14 protein-coding genes are annotated in these 17709 nt (G+C 47.1%); 9 read left to right on the forward strand and 5 right to left on the reverse strand.

Annotated elements, in window-relative coordinates; genetic code table 11:
* Position 1 precedes the first annotated feature (1 nt).
* From B5Z18_RS03155 to B5Z18_RS03165, 3 genes are all read right to left on the reverse strand, one after another.
* On the reverse strand, positions 2-1081 hold the full coding sequence (locus B5Z18_RS03155; protein ID WP_143313479.1) for a glycosyltransferase family 9 protein: 1080 nt from the start codon (positions 1079-1081) through the stop codon (positions 2-4).
* Positions 1082-1178: 97 nt separating this feature from the next.
* On the reverse strand, positions 1179-1436 hold the full coding sequence (locus tag B5Z18_RS03160) for a hypothetical protein (RefSeq protein ID WP_079467939.1): 258 nt from the start codon (positions 1434-1436) through the stop codon (positions 1179-1181).
* A 49-nt stretch (positions 1437-1485) separates the two neighbouring features.
* Entirely contained in the window at positions 1486-1989 is a 504-nt protein-coding gene (locus B5Z18_RS03165) for a low affinity iron permease family protein (protein ID WP_079467940.1), read from the reverse strand.
* Between the two features lie 224 nt (positions 1990-2213).
* Between B5Z18_RS03165 and B5Z18_RS03170 the strand changes: the two genes are divergently transcribed.
* A complete protein-coding gene (locus B5Z18_RS03170; RefSeq protein ID WP_079467941.1) occupies positions 2214-3950 on the forward strand; it encodes a hybrid sensor histidine kinase/response regulator in 1737 nt (578 codons plus the stop codon).
* On the opposite strand, the gene B5Z18_RS03175 is transcribed toward B5Z18_RS03170, so the two are convergent.
* Positions 3947-4900: a terpene synthase family protein gene (locus tag B5Z18_RS03175; protein WP_079467942.1), complete on the reverse strand. Its 954-nt coding sequence runs from the start codon at positions 4898-4900 to the stop codon at positions 3947-3949. The two genes, B5Z18_RS03170 and B5Z18_RS03175, sit on opposite strands and share 4 nt — an antisense overlap.
* 240 nt (positions 4901-5140) lie before the next feature.
* Here B5Z18_RS03175 and B5Z18_RS03180 point away from each other — a divergent pair, with 240 nt between their 5' ends.
* Together B5Z18_RS03180 and B5Z18_RS03185 are read left to right on the forward strand one after the other, a co-directional pair.
* Positions 5141-5890 carry a GNAT family N-acetyltransferase gene (locus tag B5Z18_RS03180; protein WP_079467943.1) on the forward strand — a complete coding sequence of 250 codons (750 nt, stop codon included), beginning with the start codon at positions 5141-5143 and terminating at the stop codon, positions 5888-5890.
* 302 nt (positions 5891-6192) lie between these two features.
* Positions 6193-7953 (forward strand): hybrid sensor histidine kinase/response regulator, encoded by a 1761-nt coding sequence (locus B5Z18_RS03185; protein WP_079467944.1) that lies wholly within the window; start codon positions 6193-6195, stop codon positions 7951-7953.
* Here the strand turns inward: B5Z18_RS03185 and B5Z18_RS03190 are convergent.
* Positions 7938-8885: a terpene synthase family protein gene (locus tag B5Z18_RS03190; RefSeq protein ID WP_079467945.1), complete on the reverse strand. Its 948-nt coding sequence runs from the start codon at positions 8883-8885 to the stop codon at positions 7938-7940. The two genes, B5Z18_RS03185 and B5Z18_RS03190, sit on opposite strands and share 16 nt — an antisense overlap.
* A 397-nt stretch (positions 8886-9282) precedes the next feature.
* Here B5Z18_RS03190 and B5Z18_RS03195 point away from each other — a divergent pair, with 397 nt between their 5' ends.
* From B5Z18_RS03195 to B5Z18_RS03220, 6 genes are all read left to right on the forward strand, one after another.
* Entirely contained in the window at positions 9283-9873 is a 591-nt protein-coding gene (locus tag B5Z18_RS03195; protein ID WP_079467946.1) for an RNA polymerase sigma factor, read from the forward strand.
* Between the two features lie 116 nt (positions 9874-9989).
* Positions 9990-10961: a FecR family protein gene (locus tag B5Z18_RS03200; RefSeq protein ID WP_079467947.1), complete on the forward strand. Its 972-nt coding sequence runs from the start codon at positions 9990-9992 to the stop codon at positions 10959-10961.
* A 9-nt stretch (positions 10962-10970) separates the two neighbouring features.
* Complete coding sequence (locus tag B5Z18_RS03205; RefSeq protein ID WP_079467948.1) at positions 10971-14384, forward strand: SusC/RagA family TonB-linked outer membrane protein; 3414 nt, start codon at positions 10971-10973, stop codon at positions 14382-14384.
* Positions 14385-14408: 24 nt separating this feature from the next.
* Positions 14409-15860 carry a SusD/RagB family nutrient-binding outer membrane lipoprotein gene (locus B5Z18_RS03210; RefSeq protein WP_079467949.1) on the forward strand — a complete coding sequence of 484 codons (1452 nt, stop codon included), beginning with the start codon at positions 14409-14411 and terminating at the stop codon, positions 15858-15860.
* A 28-nt stretch (positions 15861-15888) separates the two neighbouring features.
* Positions 15889-17157 carry a DUF5689 domain-containing protein gene (locus tag B5Z18_RS03215; RefSeq protein ID WP_079467950.1) on the forward strand — a complete coding sequence of 423 codons (1269 nt, stop codon included), beginning with the start codon at positions 15889-15891 and terminating at the stop codon, positions 17155-17157.
* A 96-nt stretch (positions 17158-17253) separates the two neighbouring features.
* Positions 17254-17709 (forward strand): SRPBCC domain-containing protein, encoded by a 456-nt coding sequence (locus B5Z18_RS03220; RefSeq protein ID WP_079467951.1) that lies wholly within the window; start codon positions 17254-17256, stop codon positions 17707-17709.

Here is a 17709-nt window from a genome sequence, read left to right on the forward strand (position 1 = left end):
TCTACACAGGCTGCATCAGTTTGTCCACGGCTTTCAGTACGTTTTCCACGGTGGCTTTCTTCAGTTGATTTTTAGGGATCTGGTGATAGGAATATTGTAGCAATACATTTTTGCTCTGGAGTGCAGGGGGAATATCAAAATATAATACTTCGCTCCTTACCCGCCACGGGGTGTGCCGTATATTTGTTAGTGCGTATAACACCACTACCGGTGTAGCCGTAGCAGCGGCAATATGAATGGTGCCGGTATTCACTGAAATCACCAACGGGCTTTTGCGGATCAGCAGGGCGAACTCCGCAACAGATAAAGCCCCCGCAAGATTGATAGCGCCGGGGCCGATCGCTTCTTTCAGGGTTTCTGCGGCGGCTTCTTCGCCGGTGTTGCCGGTGATCAGCAACTGGCAGCGGTGATGTGCAATCACCTGCTGACCGATTTCCACCCATTTATGAAAGTTGTACTGCCGTTTAACGTCCTGCACCATCGGATGCATAACGATCCAGGGACGCTGGTGATCGGCGCCGTACAGTCTCATTTTTTTAATGATACCCGGCCAATGCGTTTCATGCGTTCGCAGCGAAAGCTTTGTACTCCCTGCTTTGGCGCCGGTGTACGCCACCAGGTTGATATCCCTTTCCACCTGGTGATGCGTGGCATGCAGCGGCTCTTCATCCGGAATCCAGTGGGTAAGCAGCTGGTAAGGATTTTCCCGGCAATAGGCAAGCCGCAGGGGGATGCCCGCCTCGAAAGCCAACATGGCGGTGGGCAACGGGTTCTGGCTGTATACGGTGAATATAATAGCCGCATCGAAGTGTTCTTTACGCAGGGTTTCCACCAGTTGCTGGTAGGTTTCCGGCATCACTACGTGATCATGCTTTACCCAGGGCGCATTAAATATAATCACCTCATCTATTTCCGGAATATCCGCTGCTACCGGTGCGGCAGCGGCAGAGGTCAGGAGGGTAAGGTGGCATTGAAAGGATTCTTTCAATGCCCGGAAAGCCGGTGTACTCATCAGCAGATCGCCCATATTATCCAGGCGGACACAAAGTATTTTCCTGCAATCGTTCCAAAGTATATTCATAGAATAAAATTCACACAACAAGTATTAATCTCTACAATACTTTACGTTCATAAAAAATGGATACATGTTGATGCATCCATTTTTCTTTACCGTTGAACTACGGTTTCTTACTGTGTTGAATGGCCTCCCAGATCTGTTGCACAATGTAGCCGCCTTCCATTTCCGTAAGCCGCGGGGAGCAGGTAAATCCATCACCGTTCTCCATCAGCATAAGGTTATCAGGTACTGCATGATGGAACAGTTCTCCTATGTTATTGTTCAGTAAATAATACACAGAACGGCCGTTGTAGGTATCCGGCTGGATATCCAGGGAGTACGACTGACCATTCACATTGGCATTCAGGTGCTGTATCATAACAGAAGGTTTTTCAGGAAAGGCATCAAGAATAACACCAAAACAGCGGTTATTTCCGCTGGCCTTTCTCTTTTGGCGTTTTACGGGTCAGCAGGTCTTCCTCATGTTTACTCATCGCATCTCCTATGGCTTCTTCCACGGAGTGGGATTCTGTCATGCTCATTCTTTTCTTTGTTTCTTCCACCATCACCGCATAGTATTTATGCAGCACATCCAGTTCTTCTTCCGATAAATTTTCCACGTCTATCAGCCGGTTGCTGGCCGCTTTGTTGGCGGCAATGAGTTCATTGAGTTTCAGTTGAACTGATTTGGCGTCCTTGTTCTGTGACTTCTGGATAATGAACACCATGAGGAAAGTGATGATAGTAGTACCGGTGTTGATAACGAGCTGCCAGGTATCGGAGTAGCCGAAAACCGGGCCGGTGACAGCCCATATAATGATCACCGCCAGGGCTACAAAAAAAGCCCAGGGACTGCCGGTGGCGGCGATAACTTTTGTGGCCATTAATTCAAAGAAGTTGCTTTTGGGTTTACTGTCGGTTAGCGCTTTCATAACATCGGGCTGTTTGTTTTTTTACTTTCTCTCATACAACTTTTACACCAGCGCTTTCCGGGGGGATAAAACGGTGTTTCCTCCCCAATCTGACCCGGGTGCGCCACAGGATACACCCCGCTTTCCCGTATGTTATCAGGAATTCGTATATTGGTTTTAATTTATCAGGAAAGACACACCAGAATGTATACGTTTTCTACGCCTACAGCCCTCAAAAATGACGCATGCATATTTTGAATATTATTAAAAACGCTGGCACCCAATATTCCACGGAGTCAGAGAAACGTACCATCATTATTATCAATTCCCTGGCATTTCTGACCAGTATGCTCGTTTTCATCCTTGGAGGAGTTTTTTACCTGCTGGTACACAGTTTACTGATCCTGTTACCGTTATTACTGGAGGGTATCGGGATGCTTGGCGTGATTGTTTTAAATGGTTTGGGTAAGAAGGACAGCGCCAATTTCAGCATGTTTGCCATACACTATGTAGCCGCGGGTTACTGGACAATTTTATTGGGCAATGCCATCCCTATTGAAGTGGTTATTGTCTTTTTACTGATCTTCCTCATTTGCGGCTCTTTCCTGGTATATAAACGGCACAAGGCAAGAATAGGATTATTGCTGGCCATTGCCTTATTGCTGGTGGCAACACAGCTGAATACCTTTTTTGGTTTTATCAAACCGATAGACATCCACCCTACTTCTGCTTATATTATGCGGCTTTGCACCACCGGTGGTATGCTTACTTTTATATTGTTCGTCATCTTCGAGTTTATAAAGGAGATCACCCGGCTGATGGATGATCTTAGCAAATCGAACAAGGTATTATCTACCAATGCTGCTTTCCTGCGGGAAACATTTCACGAGTTGAAAACGCCTTTGAACAGTATTTACGGCATCGCACAGCTGCTGGATATGGTGCGGAAGGAAAATAAGCAGGCGCCTCTCATGCAGGAAATAAGCGCAGACCTGAAGAACTTATCGGGCGCCGCCCAGCTATCGCGGGAAATTGTAAACAACGTACTGGATCTGAAACGGATTGAGGCCGGCAAGTTCTTCGAAATCAGGATGGGTACTGTTCACCTGCGGAACTGTATTGAGCAGTGTATGGCGATGAACCAGTATACCGGCGCTTTGCAGAACGTTAGCATCGTATTGAACTACCAGTTGCCCCAGCAATTTATAGAAAGTGATGAAATCGTTCTCATTAAAATCATCAATAACCTGACATCCAATGCCGTTAAATTTTCTCCTGCGGGCGGCCAGGTGGTGATCAGTGTTTACCGGGAGGGCAGCCACATTTATTTCCGTGTTAAAAATGAAGGTGAAATAGCGCCTGAGCGGCAGGAGAAACTATTTCTTCCCTATGAATCGGAACGGAACCATATTACATCCGGCACGGGCATCGGCCTGCATCTGACGCAGCAGTTGGTTACATTGCTGGAGGGCAGGATCCGGGTGATCAATGAAGATCATCATACCATTTTTGAGTTTTTTATTCCCTACCGGTCCGCGCATCCGGAAACTACAGCCGAAAAGAAATTTGAGATCAGGAAAGATGAGTTTGAGGGGATGAAGGTATTGATTGTGGATGATAACCAGATGAACCGGTACGTGATAGAAAAATTTGTGACCAAAGGCGGCGCAACGGCCCTGTTGTGCAGTAACGGTCAGGAGGCAATGGAAGCCGTGCTGGCGGAGAAGCCGGATATCATTATTACTGATTCGCAGATGCCGGTGATGAATGGCCGGGAATTTCTGCTGCAGTTGCGGGCTATTCCTGCGTTTTCCGATACCCCGTTTATCGTTATATCGGGAGATGCTTTCAACAAATACAGTAATGAATCCGAGGAGCTTTTAAAGGCAGGTGCGAACGCTTTCTTTAATAAGCCTTTTTCTTTTGAGGATCTGTATACTGAAATGATAAAGCATCTCCCGTCTAAATCTATAAAAGCCTAAACTTTACTTTTGTATCGCTCGGTATCGATGAGCGCCCAGTCGAAATAAGCCTTGATAGCGATGTACAGTCCGTCGATATACACATCCAGCTGTGCATTGATGTCCGGGCTCCAGAAGGGAAGGCTGGCGCGGTGTTCTTCCAGCGTGAGCAAATTGCGGTGGTATTCGTCCGAGATCTGCTGAATGGCTTCTTCCAGGGAAATGCCCAGTTCCTGTTCATAGATCAGTACCAGGTTTAGTCCTTTCGTTTTCAGTTCCCTTTCCCGCTCCAGGGAGTGGAGGTCGTTGGCCAGGTTGGCCGTCAGGTTCAGCAACAGTTCTATTTTCTTCACCAGCCAGTGTTCGTATACTTCTTCCGGCAGGTCAATTTTCCCGAAGATGCTTACCAGCGGGAACATAATATAGAAGCCGGTTTTGGGCCTCCATTGGAGATATTCCCGGATGCTGGGGCTATACTCTCCTTCCTGCATTTCTGTTTCCCATAGGCATTCTTCAAAATAAGACACCATTTCTTTACAGAACAGGGAATACAGGAACGGGGGGCTGAGGCGTTGAAAGCGGGAGCGGATGTTGATCAGCGCATCATTCAGGGGTGTTTCCACGGCGCTTTCCCGGTGTTCCATGATAGCGATAAAGCCGTTCAGCATATTGCGCAGCCAGGCGCCTTCCAGGGTACCGGAGGAAAAACGGTCGCATTTGTCGTCGATGGTAAACAGCCAGGTGATCAGGTCGCCCACCAGGCATAGTTCTTCATAGTTTGCGGCGGGATATTCCCGGGCGGCGTACCAGCCAAATTTGCCTTTGTTAAACCGTTTGAGTTTTTCGGGCGACTCCAGACGGAACTCATGGGCCCATTTAAAAGTGTGTACCTGTACCTCTTCTGCAAGCGGGCTTATGGCAGAAGGGGTTGGAAATTCCAGGGCTGGAATGTGAAGGGTTTGTGTTTCCATGTTTTTTAGTGTTTATTAAGTGAAAAGAATCTGCATAAGGGATCAGCCGGGTTTTACCGGGATAAAGGGCATCAAAATGGATAAATGGTTGACATTCAGACATTGAGCATAATACGCTGGTCAGCCGGCAAGGATGAGCGAAATACACTTCAACAAAAGTCTATAAAAATGTTTTAGCCGGGAAGAGTTTATGGGGCTTTACATTTTATATACCTTCATACCGGGTATTCAAATAAGGCTATGAAAGTGCAGGCAATAAAAACGACGTTAAGGAAGATCCGGGCTTTCCGTTCCCTGTTTCTCCAGGAAAGCAACTTTCAGTTTGTTTACAACAAGTGTCATGCCTATGGCTGGGCAGATACCTACCTCTTCATGCTGGATGGGACGGCTGTGGGCTATGGGGCGGTATGGGGGCAAAATAACCGCAGCGACCGGGATGCTATTTTTGAGTTTTATGTAGTGAAGCCTTACCGGAAATTTGCCGGTGAATGTTTTTTAAAACTATGGGAGGCATCGGGGGCTGTTTGCGTGGAGTGCCAGAGCAACGATGTGTTATTGACGGCCATGCTGTACCAGTATTCCAAAAACATTAATGCGGAGAACCTTCTTTTCGACGATCACTTTCAAACCCAAATCATTTTACCAGGCATCTCTTTCCATCAACAGGAAGCAAAAGAAAATGACCGCCGCGATGAGTTTAAATATTACCTGAAACAGGAGGATGAAGATGAAGAAGAGGAAGTAGTGGTAGCAACTGGCGGGTTAATGCTAAATTACAATGAGCCCTTTGCTGATTTGTATATGGAAGTAAAAGATGGTTTCCGGAAACAGGGGTTGGGAAGTTTTATGATCCAGGAATTAAAAAAAGCTTGTTACCTGATGGGCCGGGTGCCGGGTGCGAGGTGTAATATCGACAATGCCGCATCGAAGGCAACATTGCTAAAAGCGGGGATGAAGGTGTGCGGATATATCTTAACAGGGAAGCTGTAAAAGTTAGGGTGCACACCTAACATATTTTCATTTTAAATCATGTAATATTCTTTTTTTCAAAAAAAAATATGCTTATATTAACATTCAATTAACTCATGCCGATGCATATCTGGTTAGATTTACCCGAGCCCAAAGAAAATCTACATGCCTGATATGATTCGAAGAACCTGCAGACCATGCCCGAATACATATCCGGATTCCATAACAGTATTTCTGCGGGTGGCGGATCGGATGACGGTAAAGCAAATTAACTATGATCTTTTTACAGCCCGAACTTGCCTAACCCTCTAAATAATTATTACATGAGAACTGGTAACTATCCTACAACTGCGGCCATTACAACCACACTCATCAAACCTATTTTTGCCGGAACCCAGCATTTTGAAAAAGCGGAAGAAAAACGTCCTGTTATTATTATCAATGCGATGGCCCTTGTGTTAAGCGCCCTGGTGATTGGGGTTGGCAGCTATTTTTATTTTCTTAAGAATTCGGTATTTTTTTTAATCGGTATTCCACTGGAAACGCTTAGTTTTTTTACTGTTATCCGGTTAAACCAGGTGAGGCAATATTTTAATGCAAACTTACTCATGCTGAGTACCAATGCTATTTTTATTGCTTACTGGTCCACCGTACTGGGATCAAGTATTTCCCTGGAGTTACTGCTGGCATTCAATACCATCATCATATTCCATTTAAGTTCTGCTTTTTTCCTGTACAAAAGAAGCGGGGCCCTGCTGGCCTGCATAGGGGCAACAGTGGTATTTGCCGCGTGGATGGTAGCCAACGCCCATTATAATTTTATCCAGCCGATAGAGCTTTCGCCTGATATATCGTTAACCATGAAATGGTCTACTACTATTGCGCTGCTGGTATTTATATTATGTGTGATGATGTCCTATGTGGCGCAGATCAGAAGTTTGCTTGCTTCCGCCCAGAAACTCCGGGAGGCATCTGAAAAGAAAAGTATTTTTTTGCGGGAGGTATTTCACGAGATCCGGACGCCGATGAATGCTATTTTTTCTATTGGCCAGTTGTTTGAATTACGGAAGTCCAAATATTCGGTGGCAGAAAGAAAGGAAATTAACCAGTTGTTTGCCTCCTGTTACCTGGCCCGCAACATCATTAATCATGTGCTGGAAATGTCGAGGATTGAGTCGGGGAATTTTTATCCTGTGATGAAGGAGTCCATCAGTTTAAAGGATTGCGTATCCCATTGCATAGCGGTTAACAGTTACCTGGCGGCATCCAGGGGTATAAAAATTGACCTGCAGTTCGACAGGCAGCTGGGTGAACCCATCAACAGCGACAGTTTACTGTTAACCAAGATCCTGAATAATATCCTGTCCAATGCGGTGAAGTTTGCCAGTGGTAATTCCATGATCTCTCTCAGCTGCATAAAAGAAGCGGACCAGATCATTTTTAAGGTAAAGAACCAGGGAGTGGTAGATCCGGATATTGCTACCAAGATGTTCGACCGGTTTGTATCAAAGCGTGAGCAGTTTGAAGGAACGGGATTGGGCTTATCTATTACCAAACACCTGATCGGCCTTTTCGGCGGACAAATTGCACTGGACCCGGTGGATCCCTCCTCTCCTTTTACCACTACCATTACCTTTAATATTCCTTATGAAGCGGGCGTAGGAAAAACCAGGCAGCAGTTACCGCCTAAATTTATGAAGGGTTGCTTTATGGGCGGAAAAGTAGTGATCATAGAAGATGACCTGCTGAGTGCTGAGTTACTGATAAAGTTCCTGAAAGAAATGGGGATAGACCCGGTATTATGCAAGGACCATGCATCGATAATTGATGTGATCCATACAGAAAAACCCAACCTGATCATTTCAGATCTGAATATGCCCGGCTTTAACGGCAGGGATTTATTGCAGTACGTAAAAAATGATCCTGAATTAAAAGGCACCCCCGTACTGATCATTTCAGGAGATGCCTTTTTGAAAGATGAGCTATTGGCGACAGGCGCCTGCGGCTTCATAACGAAACCGGTTTTCATCAGCGACTTACACCTTGAATTAGCAAAATATTTACCTCATCATATATTTTCGTAACGACCGGTATCAATTACCGCCCAGTCATCATACCCTCTCACGATGGTATATAAGCCCTGTATGTAGCGGTCTACCTGCATATTAACAGCCTTGCCCCAATAAGGAAGTTCCTTACGGAGTTGTTTAAACCGGCGCAGGTGTGTCCTGTGCTCATTGATCACATATTGCACCGCCTCATCCCTGGCCAGATCCAGTTCCTTTTGCGCAATAAAGATCAGGTTAAAACCTGGCTTCTCCAGTTTTGCTTCGCGGACAATCGAATGCAAATCATTGGAAAGGCAGCCGAGCAGGTTTAAGATAAGCTCTATTTCCTGGATGCTGCTGTGGTCATACACTTCATCCGGCAGGTTCAGTTTTTCAAAAATGGCCACCAGCGGGAACATGATATAAAACCCGGTGTAGGGCCTTTCCTTGTAATACCGGTCGATAGAGGGCATGAGGCCATCGATCTGCATGTCGATCTCAAAGAAACACTCATTGAGATAGTCGGTCATATGCATGCAGTATTTGCGGTATAAAAAGGGACTGCTGATGGCGCTGAAACGACGCAGGATATCTTTCAGGGCGATACTGAGGCTATGATCGTCCTCGATATATTTATCATCGAGAATGGAAATAAATATTTCCAGCTGACGTCTCATTTCCAATGCGGTTACTGCGTCGGAGGAACCGCGGTCGCAGCTGTCATCTACTGTGAATAGCCAGGATAGCAAATCTCCGGCGAGGCTTACCTGTGCATAGGTGGCATCAGGGTATTCCCTGGCTGCCTGGAACCCGAAACGGGCTTTGGAGTACCAACTGAGAGGTTTGAATTTTGGGGCAATATCAAATTTTTGTACCCACTTCAAGGTATCATTCTGAGTATCCTGATAACAGGAATTAATCTTAGACTTTCCCGGGATAGTGACGCAGGAAGTTAAAGCATTTGACATAAATGTTAATTTTTAAAGTGAATAAAAGATTGATAACTAATGTATAGATGTAGTAATGGTTATTCAGTGCGGATGCAACGATCTATTTGCTGATATTCCTGTGCACCTGATCCTACAGACAAAGCTCAGAACTGTATTATATAGAATAATAATGTTATCTGATATTGAAGATTATCCAAAAAAGCTAAATTGGACAAACTAATATTACGAAAAAAGCACCCATTTGGCAGATTGGATTTTGGGACGGGAGGAATAGCACAAATGGGGGTAGTCCGGCGCAGCGGGACATGTGCCGGGAAGAAGTGGGAAAACGGGCGGGGTGCTATGTGAAGTTTATATTAATTTCCCGCCGTTCCTTCGTAATTCAAAAGGAGCTTCTCTAGTTTTGCGGCCTTATATGGAACCGGTATCTGTAATAAATGGCGCGGCATGGGATCAGCAAACCTTTAAGGTGCTGTATGATGAGTATTTTGTATTGGTGAGCCGCTATTGTTATTCATTTACGGGAGATTATGAAGCCGCACGGGACATCGCGGCTGAACTGTTTGCCAACCTGTGGCGGCAGCGTGCAGGCATCCGGGTTAATACCAGTATGAAGAACTACCTGCTGGTAGCCGCCCGGCGAAGCTGTAAAAAACACACCGATAAACTACAACGTACCTTCACTATCAGCGACGACCACCTGGACCAGGCGCTCTCCACCCATACGCCCGATGCCGCCCTGGCAGGGAAGGAATCCAGGGAAAAGCTGCATCAGCTCTTATCCCTGCTGGACCCGGTAAAGAAGGAAATTATAGACCTGAAACTGCTGGGGCTCACCAATAAAGAGATAGCCCATATCTTACACATCACACCCAAAAAAGTGGAATACCAGCTGAACACCGCGATCCGCTTATTACAGGAAGAAATTAAAACCCGGCGGTTAACGGTACACGACTGCGAAGCGGGTTTGATAATAGGCACCCTGGTACTGATGCTGCCTGCATAATCACATCTCCCCTGAAAAACTTACCCAGCCTGCATTTCCCCTTGTTAATAATTCCTTAACACACATTCACAGGAATTTCCCCGGGCGGCCGCCTCCTCTGTAATAAACGGCCCACATTGAACGAAAAAATATTATTCCGCTACATCTATGAGTTATCAAACGCCGCAGAGCGGGAGATGGTAACTGCCTGGCTGCAGCAATCGGAAAGGAACCGGGACATCCTGGTAGCTTTGGTAAAAAGAAAGCAACAGCTGGAAGGCGCTGCTGATCAGCAGGCGGCAGATACCCATTGGGAACGGGTACAGGCAGCGATGAATGAAGAAGTGCCTGCTGTAAAAAATATCCGCCCGTGGTGGCTGTACAGTGCTGCCGCAGCATTGGTAACAGTGTCCATGGGTATAGGCTGGCTGTGGCAACACCAACATACGCCTGCCGCGCAACCGGTAAAATTATCTACCACCGGCAAAAACAAACAGGTAATCACGCTGCCCGACGGCACCCGGGTGTGGCTGCAATACAACTCTTCCCTGGAGTATGATGCACGCGCTTTTAATAATTCCAACAGGCAGGTGATCCTGAACGGGGCGGCCTTCTTTAATGTAAACGGCAGTCCGGATAAGCCTTTCCGGGTCAGTACCCATCAAACCACAGTAACCGTACTTGGCACCTCTTTCAGTATCCATGCACGCGAACATGAAATGCAGGAAATAGCCGTGGCCTCCGGGAAAATCAATGTGCAGGCAGCACAACTCAACATCAACCTGCTGCCGATGCAGCGGATTAAATATGACCCGGTAACGCATGCGTTGCTAAGCGACAGCACCTCACTGGATCGTATAACTGCGGTGAGAGATAACCTGCTGGTATTTGAAAACGATGACCTGCCCAGCATCGCCCGCAAACTATCACAATGGTACAACCGCGACGTGATTATCCACGGAACACCGCATCGTGTATCCTTTACCGGTAGTGTACAGGATAACGGCATCCAGCCTGTACTGGAAGGTTTAAGTTTCCTGGCTGGCGTGGAATATAAAATTACGGCAGATACTATCATTCTCTCTTTAAAACGCAATCACAAAAAATAAACAACCAATATGAAAAAAATTATTGGCGGACTTTGCTGCCTGTTACTAACCGGTTCCCTCTGGGCACAAACGGCCACCCGCATGATCCGGTTAAACAGGAAAAACATTTCCCTGAAAGAACTGATCACCACACTACAGCAAAAAGAAAAGATTGCTGTGATGTACGACGATAACATCCTCGGGGAACCACACCCGTTACAGTTGCCGGAAGAAAATGTACCGCTCGAAAAGCTGCTGTCGCTCATCGCAGCGCAAACCGGCCTGGAAGTAAAGTGGCAGAATAATAACATCTACATAAGAAATAAAAATACCACCGCAGCAGAAACGGTCACCGTAAAAGGCGTAGTAATGGGCGCCGGCAACGATGGTGCTTTACCCGGTGTGAGCATCAGCGTAAATGGCAGGATGGTAGCAGTGACGGCGGAAGACGGTCTTTTTGACCTGAAAGTACCCACCGGCAGTAAAGTGGTTTTCCGCGCCATCGGTCTTGATCCTTATACACTCCCGGTAGCCGGCAACGCCACTAACCTGAAAGTTAATATGCAGCAGAATGTTACCCAGCTGGAAGGCGTAGTGGTAACAGCGCTGGGCATTAAACGCGATGAAAAAGCACTGGGTTATGCTGTGAGCAAAGTGAGCAATGAACAGCTCACAGATGCTATGAGTAATAACTGGACCAATGCTCTCACTGGTAAAGTAGCCGGTTTGAATATGCTGAAATCCAATGGCGGACCGGCAGGTTCTACCAAAATTATCCTGCGTGGTGAAAACACAATCACCGGCAGCAGCGAAGCGCTGATTGTAGTGGATGGCGTAATCATCAACGGCAGCAGCGGTAAGCAAACGGGCAACGGCAGCGGTTCGTACCTGGACAGCGACTCCCCTACCGACTTCGGTACCAGCCTCAATGATATTAACCCCGATGATATTGAAAGTGTGTCGGTGCTGAAAGGCCCGGGGGCAGCAGCATTGTACGGTGCACGCGGCGCTAATGGCGCTATCATCATTACCACCAAAACCGGTAAAATTAAAAAGGGTTTAGGCGTTACCGTTAACTCCAATGCTACCTTTGAAACCATTAACCGCTGGCCCGATTACCAGTATGAATACGGCCAGGGAGCCTCCGGTCAGGATACCTGGTATTCCTATGGCGCCACCGCCGACGGCAGCAGCACCCGGAGCACCAGCTCCGCCTGGGGACCAAAGTTCAACGGGCAAATGTACTATCAATACGACCCGGTTACACATACCGGCGGCACGGAAAGAACACCATGGGTTCCCTATAAAAACAACCGTAAAGACTTCTTTGAAACCGCCAAAACATTTACCAACAGCGTAACGCTGGAAGGCGGCAATGATAAAACCAATATACGTTTATCTTATACCAATCTTAATAACAACTGGATTGTCCCCAATACCGGTTACAACAGGAATACCGTAGCGCTATCCGTAAATCATAAAGTATCCGATAAGCTGCAGATTTCCACAAAGGTGAACTACACCAACAAAAAAAGCGATAACCTGCCTTCTTCCGGTTATAATAACCAAACCATCATGTATTTTATCCGGGGAATGGTGCCTAACGCCAACCTCGACTGGTTCAAGGAATACTGGCTGCCCGGACAGGAGCAGCTGGCGCAGAACCGGCCCTTCAGCAGCTTGCTCGACAACCCTTACCTGCAGGCGTATGAAATGCTGAATAAAGTGAACCGCAATGGTGTGATAGGTAATGTTTCCGCTACTTATAATTTCACAAAAGACCTCAGCCTGATGGTGCGTACCTCCCTGGATTACAGCACTGAAAGCCGTTCGCAGCAACGTCCGAAAAATACACAGAAATTTATAGACGGGATGTACAGAACCCAGAACATTTATTCCCGTGAGCTGAACAGTGATTTCCTGTTACGCTACAACCGTACACTGGGTAGTAAATTTAATGCTACCGTATCCGTAGGTGGCAGCCAGATGCGCAACTTTTACAACCGTGATGAAGTGCGCGCGGATAAGCTGAGATACCCTGGCGTATATAATTTTGCCAACAGTAAGAACACGCTGATCACACTTCCCTACAGTTCTCAATATGCCGTGAACAGCTTCTATGGCCTGGCACAGTTCAGCTACAATAACTACCTGTTCCTGGATATCACGGCGCGTAACGACTGGAGCAGTACATTGGCCTCAGAAACATCTACCGATAATACCTCTTTCTTCTATCCTTCTGTGAATGCTTCCGCCATCCTGTCGGATATGTTGAAGCTGCCCGCAGAAGTTTCCCTGCTGAAACTTCGTACATCCGTTTCCGGTGTAGGCAGTGGCGGCACTACGCCTTACTTTACCCGTTTTGGTTACCTGAAAGAATTGTTCCTGAGTGGTCTTTCCAACCCGGACTATATTGCCAACCCGGATCTGAAGCCAATGAAAACCGTCAGCGTAGAAGCCGGCGTGGATGCGAGCTTCTTCAGAAACCGTATAGGCTTTGGCGTTACCCTGTATCAGAACAACACCAATAACCAGATCATCCAGGCGCCATTAGATAAAGCTACCGGCTTTAAGGGCACTATCGTGAACGCGGGTACGGTTATTAACAAGGGTATTGAAATTGAAGCCAACGGTACCCCGGTGAAAAAGGCCAACGGGCTTACCTGGATTGCCACCGGTACATTTGCTGCTAACCGCAGCCGTATCAGCTCCCTGCCGGATGGTATTGAAACATTTGTGATGTCTACCGGTCCTGCGGGCCGTGGCTCTATTGAAGCACGTCCCGGCGGCCGCATGGGCGATATCTACGGACTTGGCTACCAACGCTCCCCGGATGGTCAGATCATCTACAATTCGCAGGGATACCCGTTGCTGACAGAAACAGCCCAATACCTGGGAAATACCAACCCCGACTGGAAGGCCAGCATCAACAATGCTTTCCAGTACAAGCAATTCCGCTTCAGCTTTTTGTTTGACGGTCAAACAGGTGGTAAGGCCTATTCCCTCACGCACTCCGTGCTGGCAGAAGAAGGCAAGCTGAAAAAGACCATCCCCGGCCGTTACAACGGTATTATCGGTGATGGCGTACAGGTGAACAAAGATGGCACCTATCGCCCGAACGATGTAGTAGCAGCCAATATTCAAACCTATTATTCAGAGCATTTCAAGCGTGATAATATTGAGTCCAATCTTTTCAGCACCGACTTTATCAAATTGCGGGAAGCGCGGTTCGACTACTCGCTGACGCCTGCCTTCCTGCGGAAGATAGGATTCACCAAAGGCACCATCGGTATTTATGGACGCGACCTGCTGGTAATTACCAACTGGCCATCGTTTGATCCGGAATTTGGTACCCTGGGAGATGGAGATATCAGCGCCGGTTTTGAAATCGGTCAGTTCCCCTCCACCCGAAGCTTTGGGATTAACCTCACTGCTTCGTTCTAATATTTCACCGCAAAAAGATGTATCATGAAAAATATCCGGATCAATACTTTTTCTCTTCTTGCAGCCATCAGTATAAGCACTGTTGCCTGTAAAAAAGATTTCATAAAAATCAACGACAATCCCAATACAGCGCCGGTGGCAACACCTGAAACCTTGCTGGCACCTGCCTTGTATAATGTAGTGAACAATAACCAGACACGTGCCCTGCGCCTCACCAATGAGCTGATGCAGGATCATGTTACCACTACCAACTCGGATGAAATTCACCGCTATGTGATCCGTCCGGGTGAATCCGATAACATGTGGAACAACTGGTACCAGGAGCGCACCAACTTCCTGGATATGTATAAAGGCGGACAGGTGATAAAGTCATCTACGTATATGGGTATTGGTGAGATACTGGATGTATGGACCATCTCGCTGCTCACCGATATGTTTGGCGATGTGCCTTACTCGGAAGCCAACCGTGGACGCGACACTATCTATCAGCCTAAATTTGATCCGCAAAAAGATATCTATACAGACCTGTTCCGTAAACTGGAAGATGCCAATACACTGCTGGCTGCCGGCCAGGCAGTGAATGCCGACGACAAGCCGATGGACCCGCTGTACAATGGCGATCCGGCTAAATGGAGAAAATTTGGCAACTCGCTCTACCTGCGTTTGTTAATGCGCGTATCCGGTAAAACGGAAATGAATGCAGCCGCCAAAATCAAAGAGATCGTAGAAACCAACGCCGCCAACTATCCCATCTTCAGCAACAATGAGGAGTCGGCGATACTGCGGTTTACAACGGTGCCGCCGTATACTTCGGCTTTCAATTCTTACCGCGACTTTGACTTTAACGGCGACAATGGCCTGTCTACTTTTTTCATCAACAACCTGAAAGAATGGGGTGATCCACGTATTGCCAAATGGGCCTCCACGGTTAATGGTACCTATGAAGGCATCCCCAGTGGCTATGCGCCCGGCGATATCCCGGTACGCCAGTCCTTTTACCTGGCCGCTTTGAAAAATGAACCGTTGCTGGGTAACATCATCAACTACGCAGAATTACAGTTTATACTGGCAGAAGCAGCGATGAAGGGTTATATCTCCACAGATCCTAAAACCTATTACGACAAAGGCGTGGAAGCAGGTATTACACTATGGGGCGTGGCTATGCCGGCAGGCTATCTTGATAAAGACGGTATCAAATGGAATAATGCGCTCACAGCAGACAATAAGATGGAGATGATTATGCTGCAGAAATATTATGCCCTCTTCTTTACCGATTTCCAGCAGTGGCATGAATACCGCCGTACCGGCCATCCTGTGCTGCCCAAAGGCCCGGGCCTGCAGAATAACGGGGAGATGCCTTCCCGCTTCAAATACCCGGTATATGTGCAGTCGCTGAACCGCACCAACTACCAGAAAGCGGTAGAAGCGATGGGTGGTGATGATCTGAATATAAAAGTGTGGTGGAACAAGAACTGATTTTTTAAGCAGATAAGTATAACAACGAATGAAACATATACATTTTCCGGTGGTGGCATTGTTAGCATGCCTGGCCCTGGGTGGTTGTTTAAAAAAAGATATTGACTATGCGCATGGCACTCCTAGTCCGGTAGCTTCCGTGGAAGTATTGCGCAGCACCTACCGCGGAGCAGCTTTACAGCTTACCACCAGTGAGCTGATGGGGGCAGAACGGATCACCGGTGTGGTGATTTCTGATACCAGCTCCCATAACCTGCCGGCGGGCAATTTTGTGATACAGGATATTGGCAGGGGAAATATACGGGGTATTACCATTGCGCTGAGCGGGAATGCGGCGGTACCGGTGAGTGCAGGCGATTCTGTGGCGGTTAACGTTATCGGTAGTACGCTGTTGAGCAATAAAGGTTCGCTTCAGCTTACAGGCATTGGAACTGATAAAATTACGCTGTTAAAGAAAGGCGTTAAGATAGTAGTAAAATCTACTTCCCTCTCCGATCTCTCGGCTAACTTTGCCAGCTATGAAGGCACGCTGGTAAAGGTAAACGCCGACTTTAAACAATTGCCTGCCCCTACCGATGTGTATGCCGGCGATAAGTTGTTGTACGACGGGCTGGATTCTTCCATTGTATTGCATACCGAAACCAGCGCCACCTTTGCGAACGATAAAATGCCCGCCAGCGCTACCTTTACCGGCATACCGTTATACAACAGCGGCAACGGTGCGGCCGTTGTTAAACAGTTATACCTGCGCAACAGCAGTGATGTAAGCAATGCCAGCGGTCCGTTATACAATGGTTACCCGGAAGATTTTGAATCACCGGATGCAGCAGCGAAGGGCAGTTATGCCGCCGCCACCGTGAACCTGAAAACAGGTTTATGGCTGCTGGACCAGGCCATACTGGCCACTACCAAAGACCGTGACCGTTTTAATCCTACCGGCAAACAATGTATCCGTATGCAGCAAAACCTGGCTAAGCCCGCGTATGTGCAGATGAATTATGATTTGCCCAATGGCGCTTCCAAAGTAACGTTGTCGTATGGCTCGTATTATACAGATGCCAGCAGCACCTGGAATTTACAGTATTCCACCAACCAGGGAGCAAGCTGGACTGTGATTGGTAATAACATTAAAGATGCAGGGCCATCGGCAAAAACCGCTACTTTTTTAATGGATATCAAAGGGCCGGTACGCTTCCGCGTTTGCAAGCTCGGCTTAGGTACTACCAATGGCGTGGATATTCTGAATGGCCGCCTGAGCATTGAAGATATTGCCGTATTCCAGCAATTGAATTACTAACCGGCACAGGTTACAGATCATGAGAGAAGAGGCCCCTGGTGGCCTCTTTTTTTTGTATATTTATCATTCATTCCGTTCACTCAAAAACTGTATTTTATGGCACCATTACAAACGACTGCAACGATACAGATTGCCAAACCCATCTCCGAAGTTTTTGATGCTGTTATAGATCCTAAAAAGATGTCCAACTATTTTATTGCCAACGGATCGGGACCAATGGAAGAAGGAAAGCAGGTGATCTGGAAATTTCCCGAATTTGATGTGATTGTTCCGGTGCAGGTATTGCAGGTGAAGAAGGATGCACTCATCTCCTTTCAGTGGGAAGGGGCTAAAGATCATCAGCTGCAGGTAGACATCCTGTTTTCCGAAAGATTTGGAAACGCCACCCTGGTAAAGGTTACCGAAGGTAGTATGGAAAATAATGAAGAAGGGATTAAGTGGCTGAAGGGAAATACCGAAGGCTGGGCTAATTTTCTTGCCTGTTTGAAGGCTTACCTCGAGTATAATATTAACCTGAGAAAGGGAGCGTTTGATTATATGAAAGCGGAATAA

The sequence above is a fragment of the Chitinophaga ginsengisegetis genome (assembly GCF_900168065.1).
Taxonomy (GTDB): Bacteria; Bacteroidota; Bacteroidia; order Chitinophagales; family Chitinophagaceae; genus Chitinophaga; species Chitinophaga ginsengisegetis.